At 58.2% G+C, this 13,106-nt stretch carries 12 protein-coding genes; 2 read left to right on the forward strand and 10 right to left on the reverse strand.

Features of this window, described 5'->3' with window-relative positions; genetic code table 11:
• Positions 1–211: 211 nt before the first annotated feature.
• From AC07U5_RS19175 to AC07U5_RS19190, 4 genes are all read right to left on the reverse strand, one after another.
• On the reverse strand, positions 212–964 hold the full coding sequence (locus tag AC07U5_RS19175) for an ABC transporter ATP-binding protein (RefSeq protein WP_062424086.1): 753 nt from the start codon (positions 962–964) through the stop codon (positions 212–214).
• Positions 958–2,025: a FecCD family ABC transporter permease gene (locus AC07U5_RS19180; RefSeq protein ID WP_440612787.1), complete on the reverse strand. Its 1,068-nt coding sequence runs from the start codon at positions 2,023–2,025 to the stop codon at positions 958–960. Before AC07U5_RS19180 ends, AC07U5_RS19175 begins: the two co-directional genes overlap by 7 nt.
• Before the next feature lies 1 nt (position 2,026).
• Entirely contained in the window at positions 2,027–3,163 is a 1,137-nt protein-coding gene (locus AC07U5_RS19185; RefSeq protein ID WP_494723954.1) for an ABC transporter substrate-binding protein, read from the reverse strand.
• Between the two features lie 96 nt (positions 3,164–3,259).
• Positions 3,260–4,393, reverse strand: a complete 1,134-nt coding sequence (locus AC07U5_RS19190; RefSeq protein ID WP_062600074.1) for an ABC transporter substrate-binding protein — start codon at positions 4,391–4,393, stop codon at positions 3,260–3,262.
• Positions 4,394–4,502: 109 nt separating this feature from the next.
• On the opposite strand from AC07U5_RS19190, the gene AC07U5_RS19195 reads away from it, so the two are divergent.
• A complete protein-coding gene (locus AC07U5_RS19195; protein ID WP_494723955.1) occupies positions 4,503–5,312 on the forward strand; it encodes a class I SAM-dependent methyltransferase in 810 nt (269 codons plus the stop codon).
• Between the two features lie 39 nt (positions 5,313–5,351).
• Here the strand turns inward: AC07U5_RS19195 and AC07U5_RS19200 are convergent, their stop codons facing one another.
• From AC07U5_RS19200 to AC07U5_RS19225, 6 genes are all read right to left on the reverse strand, one after another.
• Entirely contained in the window at positions 5,352–6,197 is an 846-nt protein-coding gene (locus tag AC07U5_RS19200; protein WP_162686348.1) for a dipeptide ABC transporter ATP-binding protein, read from the reverse strand.
• Positions 6,194–7,060, reverse strand: coding sequence for an ABC transporter ATP-binding protein (locus AC07U5_RS19205; protein ID WP_494723956.1), 867 nt, complete (start codon positions 7,058–7,060; stop codon positions 6,194–6,196). Before AC07U5_RS19205 ends, AC07U5_RS19200 begins: the two co-directional genes overlap by 4 nt.
• Position 7,061: 1 nt before the next feature.
• Positions 7,062–7,979, reverse strand: coding sequence for an ABC transporter permease subunit (locus tag AC07U5_RS19210; RefSeq protein WP_062424092.1), 918 nt, complete (start codon positions 7,977–7,979; stop codon positions 7,062–7,064).
• A gap of 15 nt (positions 7,980–7,994) precedes the next feature.
• A complete protein-coding gene (locus AC07U5_RS19215) occupies positions 7,995–8,999 on the reverse strand; it encodes an ABC transporter permease subunit (protein WP_062424093.1) in 1,005 nt (334 codons plus the stop codon).
• Between the two features lie 146 nt (positions 9,000–9,145).
• Positions 9,146–10,744 (reverse strand): ABC transporter substrate-binding protein, encoded by a 1,599-nt coding sequence (locus tag AC07U5_RS19220; protein ID WP_062424094.1) that lies wholly within the window; start codon positions 10,742–10,744, stop codon positions 9,146–9,148.
• 309 nt (positions 10,745–11,053) lie between these two features.
• Positions 11,054–11,746, reverse strand: a complete 693-nt coding sequence (locus AC07U5_RS19225) for a superoxide dismutase (protein WP_494723957.1) — start codon at positions 11,744–11,746, stop codon at positions 11,054–11,056.
• Positions 11,747–12,027: 281 nt separating this feature from the next.
• Between AC07U5_RS19225 and AC07U5_RS19230 the strand changes: the two genes are divergently transcribed.
• Complete coding sequence (locus AC07U5_RS19230) at positions 12,028–13,080, forward strand: sugar phosphate isomerase/epimerase family protein (protein ID WP_494723958.1); 1,053 nt, start codon at positions 12,028–12,030, stop codon at positions 13,078–13,080.
• The last annotated feature ends 26 nt before the right edge of the window (positions 13,081–13,106 follow it).

Below are 13,106 nucleotides of genomic sequence, written 5' to 3' on the forward strand. Positions count from 1 at the left end.
GCCTCGTTCAAATATTTTATCGAAGCGACAGTTTCCATAAAAATATGCTCCCATGAATAGATATGGAAGAAGAATGTTCCATGGAGTCGTCCTATCTTAGAACGATGGTTTTGCAAAGTGGGTGGAGACCAGCAGCGCGCACCGCAACGCCAAAATTTTAGCGCCGCGTGATCGGATTGGCTCTTCCAGAGCCGTCTCAATGGCGATAGCGTCAGGCGGTGCCGTCCACCAGAACGAAGGGCTGTCCCCTCGAGCACGTTTCGATGCGCGCATCCACCCGATAGATATCGCGCAGCATGGCAGGCGTGATGACATCTTCGGTCGCGCCGCTCACCACCATCTGGCCGCCTGCAATCACAAGGGTATTTTCGCAGTAGCGTAGCGCATGGTTCAGATCGTGAAGCGCGATCAACACGATCATGCCCTCGCGACGGGCGAGGCTTGAGATGAAATCCAGCACTTCCACTTGCCGATGAAGATCGAGCGCTGAGGTCGGTTCGTCCATCAACAGCACTTCCGGCTTGCGGACGAGTGCCTGGGCAAGCGACACGAGCTGGCGCTGGCCACCGGATAGTTCGCCAAGTCCGCGGAAGGACAGGTTGTCGATGTTGAGCGCCTTTAGTATCGCGTCGATCTCGGCAAGCTCGTCGTCTCGAACTTTCCAGCCGCTTCCCTGCTTGGCAGACAGCAGGATGGATTCGTAAACCGTGAGCACCGCATTGGCACCAGTGTCCTGGGGCATATAGCAGATGGTCTTCGGCCCTTGCTCCGTTTGCGATAGCGTCACCACGCCGGGGCCGGAAATCAGGCTGGCAATGCGCTTGAAGAGCGTGGATTTTCCGGCTGCGTTCGGGCCGATGACAGCCGTGACGCTCCCTGCGCGGAGCATATCCATAGTGACATTGGAAAGAACGGTCGTGCGTCCGTATTTCGCGCCGACATCCTGTAGAGCCAAGGCTACCATGCGCGTCTCCTGTTGGAAAAGATCAGGATGAAGAAGAAGGGCACACCAACGAGAGCCGTGATCACCCCGATTGGCAGAACGGCGCCGGGGATCAGCATCTTGCTCACGACGGAGGTGACAGAGAGAAGAAGCGCGCCGCAGATGACCGAGCCGGGCAGGAAGAAACGCTGATCCTCGCCCACCACCATGCGGGCAATATGGGGGCCGACGAGACCAACGAAGCCGATTGTGCCGACGAAGGACACCGGAATGGCGGCCAGCAGGCTGACGGTCAGCATGGTCTGGAGGCGCAGGCGGCGGACGTTGACGCCCATGCTCGCAGCCTTGTCATCGCCAAGGCGGAGCGCCGTCAAAGCCCAGGCGTTCTTCATGAAGAGCGGTACGGTCAGCACGAGAATGGCGGCGGTGACATAGACCTTCGCCCATGTCGCCTTGGTGAGGCTGCCCATGGTCCAGAAGACGACCGCTGCGAGTGCCTGTTCGGAGGCGAGATATTCGAGAAGCGAAAGGGCCGCATTGAAGGTGAAAACCAGTGCGATGCCGAGAAGCACGATGGTTTCGACGCTGACGCCGCGCATGGTGGACGCAAAGTGAATGAAGAGGGCGGCCAGCATTGCCATCAGGAAGGCGTTGATCGGTACCATATACTCCACCGCGCCTGGGAAGATCGCGATGCCGCCGACAAGCGCCAAAGCAGCGCCGAAACTTGCCGCTGCCGAGATGCCAAGCGTGAAGGGGCTGGCGAGAGGGTTCGAGAGGATGGTCTGCATCTGCGCGCCCGCGACAGAAAGCGAGGCGCCGACGGTGACCGCCATCAGGGCAATCGGCATGCGGATGTCCCAGATCACCACGCGAAGCTGGTTGGCAACCGCCGCCGGATCGAAGATGGCGCTTACCACGTCTGAAAGCGTGTAACGCGCCGGCCCCAGCGCCATGTCGGTCGCAATGCTGAGACACAAAGCCAGAAGAAGACCGACAAGGATCAGTATGCGGCGGCCGGCAAGGGCGCGGTATTGATGCCCTCCGGTCGTCTCCACGGGCGTTTCGGTGACGGAAGCCATTTTAGTTCACGCCTTTTTCGAGAGAAACGAAGTAGCCGGGCTTGTAGCTGACGGGTAAGAATTGCTTGTGGAAGTCCGCGAAATTCTTCTCCGGATCGAGATCGGCAAAGAGATCGGGATGAAACCACTTGGCAAATTGCTGGATGGGGAAGAACTCGTAAGGGGCGCCATAGAACTGGTGCCAGACGGCGTGGACATTGCCTTGCTTGACTGCCGTCAGTTCAGGAAACGGCGTGCGGGTCATCAGCTTGGCGAGACGCTCCCGCGCCAGTTTCATATCGGCGCCGCGGCCAACAGGCACGAACTGGTTGATATCGGATTCCGCTGCCCAGTTGGAACCCGTAACGATGATGTGGGCTGGATCGGAGACGACGAGTTGCTCTGGATTGAGATCGCCGAAGGTGGTCTTGATCACGTCAGACGCAATATTGTGGCCACCGGCTTCCTCAACCATCGCGCCGAAATTGACCGGGCCAAAGGTACGGCAGCAGGTATTTTCACCGGAGATACCCGGCGCGCGCTCTATGAAGACGCCAGGACGTTTCAGATCCTTGACGGTCGCCAGCTTATCGGTCACCAGCGCGATCTGCTGGCGGCGATAGGCCATGAATTCGTCTGCGCGCTGTTCGGCACCGAAAATTTGTCCAAGGGCGCGGATCGAACGTTCGGTGTTCTTATCCGGGTCGAGCCGGAAATCGAGATAGACAACCTTGATACCGGCAGCGGCGGCCTTCTCTTCGAAGCCGCTTTCCTTTGCGCTTTGCTCGGCCTCCAGATTCAGCGTGATCACATCCGGGGACAGTGCAATAGCGGCTTCCAGGCTGAACCCGCCTTGCGGCAGATAACCGAAGCGGGGCAGATCCTTGATCTGCGGAAAGCGCTCGACATAGGCCGCGTAGCTATCGGGGTCCTTCTTGATGAGATCGTCCCGCCAGCCGACGATCGTATCAAACGTTTTGTCGCCCTTGAGGGCCGCGACGACGTGAACCTGCCGGGCTTCGCCGAGGATCACCCGCTTTGCAGGCAGATCCATCTCGACGGTGCGACCGGCCGCATCGACGATCTGCGCCGACAAGGCCGGAGAGGAGAGTGTCGCAAAGAGTATGGTTGCGATGGTGCCAAGCGTTTTGAAAATCATCGGATGACCCTCTTTTAAAAACAGCATGGCGAGGCGGAGAGAGGCCGCCTCGCTTCGTTCGTTTCTGGCCTGGTTCGGGCCATCGCCTTCTCTGTTTTACGTGTCGTTTTTCAGAGAAACGAAGTAGCCGGGCTTGTATTCGAGCGGCAGGAAGCGCTCATGCAGTTCCTTGAAGGTCGCCTCAGGATCGAGGTCCTTGAAGAGATCGGGATGCAGCCACTTGGCAATCTCCTGGATCGCGACGAACTGATAGGGGTTGTTGTAGAACTGGTGCCAAATGGCGTGAACATTGCCGTTCTCGACCGCCTTGACGCCGGTAAAGCCCGGGCGCTTCGTCAGCGCTTCCAGCTTGCGGCGCGCTTCCTTTAGATCCGCACCGTAACCGACGCCGACCCAATTGCCGCCGGGCACATAAGCGTCCCACTTGCCACCGGTGATGATGATCTGGTCCGGATTGGAGGCAATGATCTGCTCGGGATTGACCGTGCCGAAGGTGCCGGGAATGATGCCCTTGGCCATGTTGATGCCACCGGCGATCTCGACCATCTTGCCGAAATTCTCATTGCCGAAAGACATGCAGCAATCGTCCGAATATCCGCCGGCGCGCTCAACGAAGACGACGGGCTTCTTCGGGTTTTCCTTCTCGAGAACGTCGGTGACGCGTTTGATGCTGTCGGAGCGGAACTTGATGAAGTCTTCCGCGACCGCTTCCTTGCCCATCAGCTTGCCCATAAGACGCATGCTCGGCTCTGTGTTCTCCATCGGCTTTTCGCGGAAGTCGACATAGACCAGCGGAATGCCGACCTTGCCAAGCTTCTCGATATAACCCGCTTCCTCCGTTGCCGTCTTGGCATCGATGTTCATCAGGATGACATCGGGCTTCAGCGCAACCGCCTGCTCGATATCGAAGGTGCCGTCCTTCATGCCGCCGAACTTCGGCAGCTTGGCGATATCCGGATACTTCGCCAGATAGGCCTCATAGGTTTCTGGATCGGCCTTAGGCAGATCGTCGCGCCAACCGACGACGTGTTCGAAGGGGTTGTTCTTGTCCAGAGCGGCGAGAAAATAGATTTGGCGGCCTTCGCCGAGAATGACGTGCTTGACCGGCACATTGACCTCGACATCGCGTCCGGTGACGTCTTTGACCGTCACTTTTTCAGCAAAAGCCGGCCATACGGTCGAAACCAGAAGGCCCATTGCAAGAACTGCGGATCTGCCTGTAATGCGCATTGAAATAGCTCTCCAATAAAACTTTTGGCGCTTTAAGATTTTATGATTGCGTTCGTCAAGTTTTATCTTTTAGAGCAATTCTCATCTGCAATTGTGAAGGTCGGCCAGCATGGACAGCGCAAATGATTACGGAAGCAACTTTGGTCTGAAGGACGAGATCAAGGCTTATTGGTCCGCTCGCGCTGCGACCTTCGATCTTTCACCCGGACATGAAATCTTTTCCGAGGATGAACGCGCCGCCTGGCATCGCCTTGTGCTGAAGCATCTGGGGCCGGGTGAGGGAAGGCTGGCGCTCGATCTCGCAAGCGGCACGGGGGTCGTCTCCCATCTCATGGACGATCTCGGCTTCAGCGTGACTGGCCTCGACTGGGCAGAGCCCATGCTGGAGCGGGCAAAGGCCAAGGCGAAGAGCCGAAACCGACAGATTGCCTTTCGTATGGGCGATGCGGAAAACACCATGGAGCCGGACGCGAGCTATGATGTGGTGATCAACCGTCATCTCGTCTGGACCCTGGTCGATCCAAAGGCCGCCTTCCTCGAGTGGATGCGGGTTTTGAAGCCCGGCGGGCAGGTGCTGATCGTCGATGGCGATTTCGTCAATGTCAGCCGCATGGAGAAGGTCCTGAAAGACCTGGCGAACTGGCTGCAAAGGCGCGGACTTCTCAAGGCCGAAGCGGTGCATATGCCGCCGGATATGGCCGGCACGCATAACAGCATTCTATCTCGTGTCTATTTTTCCAATGGTGCGCGTGCCGAGGCGGTGGCAGCATTGCTGCGCGATGCCGGCTTCGAGGACGTGACGATCGACACCGATCTTCGCGACGTTCACAAGAGCCAGGCAAAGAACTGGAATGTCCTGAAGGCTGCGGCCCGTGGCATTCAGCACCGCTACGCGATCTGTGCGCGCAAGCCGGGATAAAAAAGCCCCGGATTTCTCCGAGGCTTGAGGGTTGTATGATCAGCCGGCCTTCGCCATAGCCTTGGCAGCCATGCGGGCGCGGATCGATTCCACATCTGCCTTGGGCGTCGCCGCAAACAATGTGCGGGTGTAGCTGTGCTTGGGGTCGGAGAAGACCTCGTCGCGGGTGCCATATTCGACCGCTTCACCGAAATACATCACCATGACTTCGTCGGCGATGTACTTCACAACCGACAGGTCGTGGCTGATGAAGACATAGGTCAGACCGAACTCGTCCTGAAGGTCGGCAAGCAGGTTCAGCACCTGTGCCTGGACCGAGAGATCGAGCGCGGAAACCGGCTCGTCCAGTACGAGAAGCTTCGGATTGAGCATCAGTGCACGCGCAATGGCGATACGCTGGCGCTGTCCGCCGGAGAACATGTGCGGATAGCGATTGTAATGCTCGGGGCCGAGACCGACGCGCACCAGCATGTCGGTCGCCTTTTCGCGGCGCTCGGCGGCAGACATTTTGGTGTTGATCAGCAGCGATTCACCCAGCACATCGCCGATCTTCTGGCGCGGGTTGAGTGAGCCATAGGGATTCTGGAACACGATCTGCACCTTCTGGCGCATATCCGCCGTCAGGTGGCCGGGACGCGTGTCCATCTTCTCGCCATCGATGAAGAGTTCGCCGGATGTGGGCTCGTCGATGAAGGTCAGCATGCGGGCAAGGGTAGACTTGCCGCAGCCGCTTTCGCCGACGATTGCCAGAGTCTTGCCTGTCTCCAGCTTGAAGGAAACGCCCTTGACGGCATGGACCGTCTTGCTCTGCTTCAGAAAGCCGCCAGGGATATGATAATCCCGCTTCATGTCGCGGACTTCGAGCATGATCTTGTTGTCGCTCATGCCGTTTCTCCCCCAGTGCTTGCGGCTGGCGTCGGTGTGCCATCGAAGAACTGCGATACGGTCGTCAGGCGATCGCCCGTCGCGTTCTCCGGCAGCGCTGCCAGAAGTGCCTTGGTATAGTTGCTCTTCGGGTTTTCAAACAGAGTGAGCACGTCGGCCTCCTCCATCTTGCGACCCTTATACTGGACCACGACGCGGTCGGCCGTTTCCGCCACCACGCCCATGTCGTGGGTGATCATGATCAGGCCCATGCCGGTTTCGGCTTGCAGGCGCATGATGAGATCGAGGATCTGCTTCTGGATCGTCACGTCGAGCGCGGTGGTCGGCTCGTCGGCGATCAGGAGCTTCGGATTGCAGGCGATCGCGATCGCGATCATCACGCGCTGGCACTGACCGCCAGACATCTGGTGCGGATAATGCTTCAACCGCTCTTCCGGATCCGGCAGACCGACGAGCTTGAAGAGTTCGATCGCGCGTGCGCGACGTGCCTTCTTGTCGAGGCCCATATGGATTCGCAGAACTTCTTCGATCTGGAAACCAACCGTGAAGCACGGATTGAGGCTTGCAACCGGTTCCTGGAAAATCATGGCGACATCCTTGCCGATCAGCTTGCGGCGTTCGGATGCGCTGAGATTCTGGATATCTTTGCCCTGGAAGAGCATGCGGTCGGCGGTAATGCGCGCCGTCCAAGGTAAGAGGCCCATAACTGCCAGCATCGAGACTGACTTGCCGGAGCCGGACTCGCCGACGATGGCAAGCACTTCACCCGGATCGACCGAGATCGACACGCCATCCACGGCGCGGAACCAGCCATTGGCGGTTTCGAACTCGACGGTGAGATTATCGATTTGCAGAAGTGCCATATCAGGACCTCTTCAGTTTCGGGTCGAGCGCATCACGCAGACCGTCGCCCATCAGGTTGATGGCAAGAACGGTGATGAGGATGGCAAGACCTGGGAAAGTAACGACCCACCAGGCGCGCAGAATGAATTCGCGCGCCTCGGCAAGCATGGTGCCCCATTCGGGTGCGGGCGGCTGCGCGCCCATGCCGAGGAAGCCAAGAGCGGCTGCGTCGAGAATGGCGTTGGAGAAGGAGAGCGTTGCCTGAACGATGAGTGGGGCTGTGCAGTTCGGCAAGATGGTGCGGAACATCAGACGCAGAGGACCGGCACCTGCAAGGCGCGAGGCGGTCACATAGTCCTTGCTCTTTTCCGCCATCACCGCGGCACGGGTCAGGCGCACGAAGTGCGGCTGAAGAACGAGGGCAATCGCGATCATGCCGTTCGTTAGTCCCGGTCCGAGAATGGCGACGAGAACGAGCGCCAGAAGCAGCGACGGGAAGGCCAGGATGATGTCCATCAGACGCATGATGGCGGTGTCGAGCCAGCCGCGATAATATCCGGCCAGAACGCCGATGACGACGCCTGTGGTCAAGGACAGGGTGGTGACGAAGACACCGATAAACAGCGAATACTGCGCGCCGTAGATGAGGCGGGACAGAATATCGCGGCCGACCGGGTCGGTGCCGAGCAGATAGGTCAGGCGTCCCCCTTCGACCCAGGCGGGCGGCAGAAGGACAGCGTCACGATACTGTTCAAATGGCGAGTGCGGCGCGATGAAGTGCGCGAAGACGGCAATGATCACGAGCGCGAGGAAAACATAAAGGCCGATGACGGCACCCTTGTTTTCCGAGAAATAGAACCAGAATTCCTTGAGCATCTGCTTGCGCATGGCGGCAGAGGAAACCGGTGCAGCGGTTTTGGTAATGGCGGTATCGGCCATGAAGCGGTCCTCCCTTTAGTGCCGGATGCGCGGGTTGATCAGGCCATAGAGGAGGTCAACGATGAGGTTGACGACCATGATGATGCCTGCAATCAACAGCAGACCACCCTGAATGACCGGGTAATCGCGGCGGAAGACGGAATCGACCATCCACTTGCCGATGCCCGGCCAGGAGAAGATCGTTTCGGTGAGGATGGCACCTGCCAGCATGACGCCGACCTGGAGACCGATGGTGGTGATGACCGGGATCATGGCGTTGCGCAGCGCATGGATGCCGATCACCCGGAAGGGAGACAGGCCCTTGGCGCGTGCGGTGCGCACATAGTCTTCCGACAGCACTTCCAGCATGGCCGAGCGCGTCTGACGCGCAATGACAGCGAGCGGAATGGTGGCAAGCACGATCGACGGCAGCGCCAGATGGCTAAGCGCGGAGGCGAATGCCCCCTTCTGCCCGGACAGCAGCGAGTCGATCAGCATGAAGCCGGTGACCGGCGGGAAGTAGAACATCAGCGAGATGCGCCCCGAAACAGGTGTCCATTGCAGAATGCCGGAAAACAGGATGATCAGCAGCAGGCCCCACCAGAAGATCGGCATGGAATAGCCCACGAGCGCGATACCCATCAGGCCCTGATCGAAGACCGAGCCACGCTTGATGGCCGCAATAACACCTGCCGGAATGCCGATGCAGATAGCCAGGATGATGGCGCAGAAGGAGAGTTCGACCGTTGCCGGGAAGAGCGCGAAGAACTGATCGATGATCGGAGATTTGGACACGATGGACGTGCCGAAATCCCCTGTCAGGATGCCCTTCAGATAGTCGAAATACTGGATCACCAGCGGACGGTCGAGACCGAGCGCAGCGCTGATCTGCGCATGACGCTCTGGCGACATGACGCGTTCGCCGGAGAGCAGTGCGACCGGATCGCCCGGCAGAAGCCGGATGAACAGGAACGCGATGATAGAAACCCCGATGAATGTCGGGATGAGCACGGCAATACGCCGCACGAGAAAGCCAATCATGAGAAACCTTCGATCTGTTCCCTGAGGAACCTATGCTCTGGCACGAGGCAGTTTCGCCTGCTTATTGGTATGTTATGAGTGCCGCATAAAGGAACTGCCGCGCACCTTCGAAAAGATGCGCGGCATGTCTTGTTTGGGTGCAGCGATTACTCGGTGATGTCGACGTTTTCGAACGTGAAGTCACCCAGCGGGCTCTGGACGAAGCCCGTTACTTCCTTGCGCATAGGAACGATGGACAGGGAGTGGTCGAGCGTGGCCCAAGGTGCTTCCTTCTTGAAGACAACCTGAGCTTCTTCGTAGAGCTTGGTGCGCTCGGCCTGATCGGTCGTAACCTTGGCCTTCTTCACCAGATCGTTGAATTCCTTGTTGCACCACTGTGCACGGTTGTTACCGCCAACAGCTTCGCAGCCGAGCAGCGTGTCAAGGAAGTTGTCCGGATCGCCATTGTCGCCGGTCCAGCCGAGCATGACGGCGCCGTCACGGTCCTTGGCCTTGGAGCGGTCGAGATATTCGGCCCACTCGTAGGAGACGATTTCAACCTTGACGCCGATCTTGGCGAAATCATCCTGGATGATTTCAGCCGCGCGACGGGCGTTCAGCATGTAAGGACGCGAAACGGGCATCGCCCAGACCTTCATGGAGAGGTCCTTCACGCCGGCATCTGCGAGCATCTTCTTGGCAGCGTCGAGATCGTAGGTATCGTCTTCGATCTTGTCGTTATAGGACCACATGGTCGGCGGCAGCGGGTTCTTGGCAGGTGTTGCCATGCCCTGGAAGACAGCGTCGACAATGGCCTTCTTGTTGATGGCCTTGTTCAGCGCCTTGCGCACTTCGACCTTGTCGAACGGAGCCTGGGTGGTGTTGTAGGCGAGGTAGGCAACGTTGAGGCCTTCCTGCTCCATGACCTTGAGGTTCGAGTCTGACTTCATGGACTGAACGTCAGCAGCGTTCGGGTAAGGCATCAGGTGGCATTCGCCAGCCTTGAGCTTCTGGTAGCGAACGGCAGCGTCCGTGGTGATGGCGAAAACCAGATCGTCGATCTTCGGTGCGCCGCCCCAATAATCCTTGTTGGCCTTGTAGCGGATGACGGCATCCTGCTGGTAGCCGACGAATGTGAACGGACCAGTGCCGACCGGCTTCTGGTTCAGTTCGGCCTGCTTGCCTTCGGCAGCGAGCTTATCGGTGTATTCCTTTGAAACGATCGAAGCGAAAGGCATTGCGAGGTTTGCGAGGAAAGGAGCTTCCGGGCGGTTCAGCGTGAACTTGACCGTCATGTCGTCGACTTTTTCGACCGACTTGATCAGTTCAGGGAAGCCCATGCCGGCTGCATATTCCCAGGACGTGCCCGGAACATACTGGTGCCATGGATTGTCGGTCTTGATCTGGCGCTCGATGGAGAAAACAACGTCATCGGCATTCAGGTCGCGGGTCGGCGTGAAGAAGTCTGTGGTCTGGAACTTGACGCCAGGACGCAGCTTGAAGGTGTACTCCTTGCCGTCCTTGGAAACTTCCCAGCTCTCCGCGAGACCTGGAATCGGCTTCGTGGTGCCCTTTTCGAATTCCAGCAGGCGGCTGTAAACGGTGTGTGCAGCGGCGTCGAAGGTGGTGCCGGCAGTGTAGAGGCCCGGATCGAAGCCTTCAGGAGAACCTTCGGAGCAATAGACGAAGGTTTTCGCGCTTGCCACATTCGCGAAGCACGTCGCCGAAAGCAGAGCGGCGGCGATGATGCCAAATTTGTATCTCATATGTGAGCTCCCAATTTTTTGTAACCGGCTCGCTTGTCCCGCGAATGCCGACTGATCGTCGTTATAAGAAAGTCTTTACATACTCAAGCGAACACTGAAACGATTCATATGATTTTTGATCAAATATTCAACTTACCGCGATCTGATACTATTTTAGGCGAAATCATTAGAATGTTATGATCGTCGAATTGCTCAAATGCGATATATCCTTCTATCGCCGTGAGGAGCGGGCATACGAAAGCGCCCCGCGAGATGCAGGGCGCATGGGGTGGATTACGATGGTTCAGTCGTTGATTGCGCCGACGAACCTCAAGCCGCAGAGATCTTATCGCCGACGAAGCGCCAGTTCACGAGGTTTTCCAGCACGGCCTTGATATGGGCGGGCTTACGGTTCTCGTAATCGACGTAATAGGCGTGTTCCCAGATATCGATGCCGAGATAGGCCGGGCGACCGACGGCCACAGGATTGTTGCCATCTTCATATCCGACCAGCGCAAGCTTGTTCGCGTCATCTCTGGTGAGCCAAACCCAGCCGGTGCCGAAGACCTCATCGGAAGCCGCGACGGCCTTTTCGATGAACTTGTCATAACCGCCGAATGCGGCGTTGATTTCATCGGCCGTTTTTCCCTCTGGCCTGTTTGGGCCGCCTGGTACGAACTGGTCCCAGTAGAAAACGTGGTTCCACGCCTGCGCGGCGTTGTTGAAAATCTTCTTGTCTGCCGCCTTGCCGTAGGACGCCGTTACGATCTCTTCCAGCTTCATGTCCGCATAGGGCGTGCCCTTCGAAAGCGTGTTGAGCTTGTCGAAATAGGCCTTGTGGTGCTTGCCGTAATGAAGGCCCACCGTCTTTGCCGAGATATGCGGCGCCAGCGCGTCCTCCTTGAAGGGAAGTGCGGGCTGCTCGAAAGGAGTTGCGGCACGGCCGAGGGACGGCGTTGAGAGAACCGTTGCGGCAGCCGAGGCGGCGCCGGCTGCGAGGACTGCGCGTCTGGTCAATATCATGGCGGTTCGAAGCTCCTGGTGATTAAAGGTTGAGAACGGATAACCACAGCAACTGCAAAAGGTTTCCCGCACTGGCTTCGTTTAAGACGTTCTCCCGAAGTTGTTATCGCGATCGAGACTCGCTGCGAAGGATCTCCAGCGGTCGGCGTCGCCCCTGCGCAATTTTTAGCGGCGCAGGCGACATTCAGGGTTGCACGAAATTCTGGAGCGGTTAGCTTGTCCGCGGTTGCGCGGCGGAGGCTTGGTCCGTTCAACTGTATCGATACAGGAGGAAGTCAGAGATGAAGACGATCAAGGGTCCCGGTTTGTTTCTGGGTCAGTTCGCGGGAGATGCCGCACCCTTCAACAGCTGGGACGCGATCGCCAAATGGGCCGCTGAAAAAGGGTATGTCGGCGTTCAGGTGCCGACATGGGCGAGCCAGTTGATCGACCTCAAGAAGGCGGCGGAATCCAAGGATTATTGCGACGAATTTGCTGGCATTGCGCGCCAGAATGGTGTCGAAGTGACCGAGCTTTCGACCCATCTTCAGGGTCAGCTCGTCGCGGTTCACCCCGCCTATGACGAAGCCTTCGACGGTTTTGCAGCACCGGAAGTGCGCGGCAATCCCAAGGCACGGCAGGAATGGGCGGTCGATCAGGTCAAGCTCGCCTTGAAAGCATCGCGCAATCTCGGCATCGATGCACACGCGACATTTTCAGGTGCTCTCGCCTGGCCCTTCATCTACCCGTGGCCGCAACGTCCTGCAGGCCTGGTGGAAACGGCATTCGACGAACTTGCTAAACGCTGGACGCCGATCCTGAACTTTGCCGATGAGCAGGGTGTCGATGTCTGCTACGAAATTCATCCAGGCGAAGACCTGCATGATGGCGTGACCTTCGAAATGTTCCTGGAGCGCGTGAAGAACCACAGCCGTGCCAACATGCTCTACGATCCCTCGCACTACGTGCTGCAGTGCCTGGATTATCTCGACAATATCGACATCTACAAAGACCGCATCAAGATGTTCCACGTCAAGGATGCCGAGTTCAACCCGACGGGACGCCAGGGCGTCTATGGCGGCTATCAGGGTTGGGTCAACCGCGCGGGCCGCTTCCGCTCGCTTGGCGACGGCCAGGTCGATTTTGGCGCCGTCTTCTCCAAGATGGCGGCCAATGATTTCGATGGCTGGGCCGTGGTCGAGTGGGAATGCGCCTTGAAGCATCCTGAAGACGGCGCGCGCGAAGGCGCTGAATTCGTCAAGGCACATATCATCCGCGTGACGGAAAAGGCCTTCGACGATTTCGCCTCCAGCGGTACGGATGATGCGGCCAACCGGCGCATGCTCGGCCTGTAATAGAACGATTGCGAGGACTGAAAACT

The sequence above is a fragment of the Agrobacterium sp. GW821-FHT02D03 genome, from assembly GCF_059421725.1.

Coding starts and splice junctions, on each gene's coding strand:
- AC07U5_RS19175 (WP_062424086.1), bottom strand. CDS start 964: ATGGTAGCCTTGGCTCTACAGGATGTCGGCGCGAAATACGGACGCACG.
- AC07U5_RS19180 (WP_440612787.1), bottom strand. CDS start 2,025: ATGGCTTCCGTCACCGAAACGCCCGTGGAGACGACCGGAGGGCATCAA.
- AC07U5_RS19185 (WP_494723954.1), bottom strand. CDS start 3,163: ATGATTTTCAAAACGCTTGGCACCATCGCAACCATACTCTTTGCGACA.
- AC07U5_RS19190 (WP_062600074.1), bottom strand. CDS start 4,393: ATGCGCATTACAGGCAGATCCGCAGTTCTTGCAATGGGCCTTCTGGTT.
- AC07U5_RS19195 (WP_494723955.1), top strand. CDS start 4,503: ATGGACAGCGCAAATGATTACGGAAGCAACTTTGGTCTGAAGGACGAG.
- AC07U5_RS19200 (WP_162686348.1), bottom strand. CDS start 6,197: ATGAGCGACAACAAGATCATGCTCGAAGTCCGCGACATGAAGCGGGAT.
- AC07U5_RS19205 (WP_494723956.1), bottom strand. CDS start 7,060: ATGGCACTTCTGCAAATCGATAATCTCACCGTCGAGTTCGAAACCGCC.
- AC07U5_RS19210 (WP_062424092.1), bottom strand. CDS start 7,979: ATGGCCGATACCGCCATTACCAAAACCGCTGCACCGGTTTCCTCTGCC.
- AC07U5_RS19215 (WP_062424093.1), bottom strand. CDS start 8,999: ATGATTGGCTTTCTCGTGCGGCGTATTGCCGTGCTCATCCCGACATTC.
- AC07U5_RS19220 (WP_062424094.1), bottom strand. CDS start 10,744: ATGAGATACAAATTTGGCATCATCGCCGCCGCTCTGCTTTCGGCGACG.
- AC07U5_RS19225 (WP_494723957.1), bottom strand. CDS start 11,746: ATGATATTGACCAGACGCGCAGTCCTCGCAGCCGGCGCCGCCTCGGCT.
- AC07U5_RS19230 (WP_494723958.1), top strand. CDS start 12,028: ATGAAGACGATCAAGGGTCCCGGTTTGTTTCTGGGTCAGTTCGCGGGA.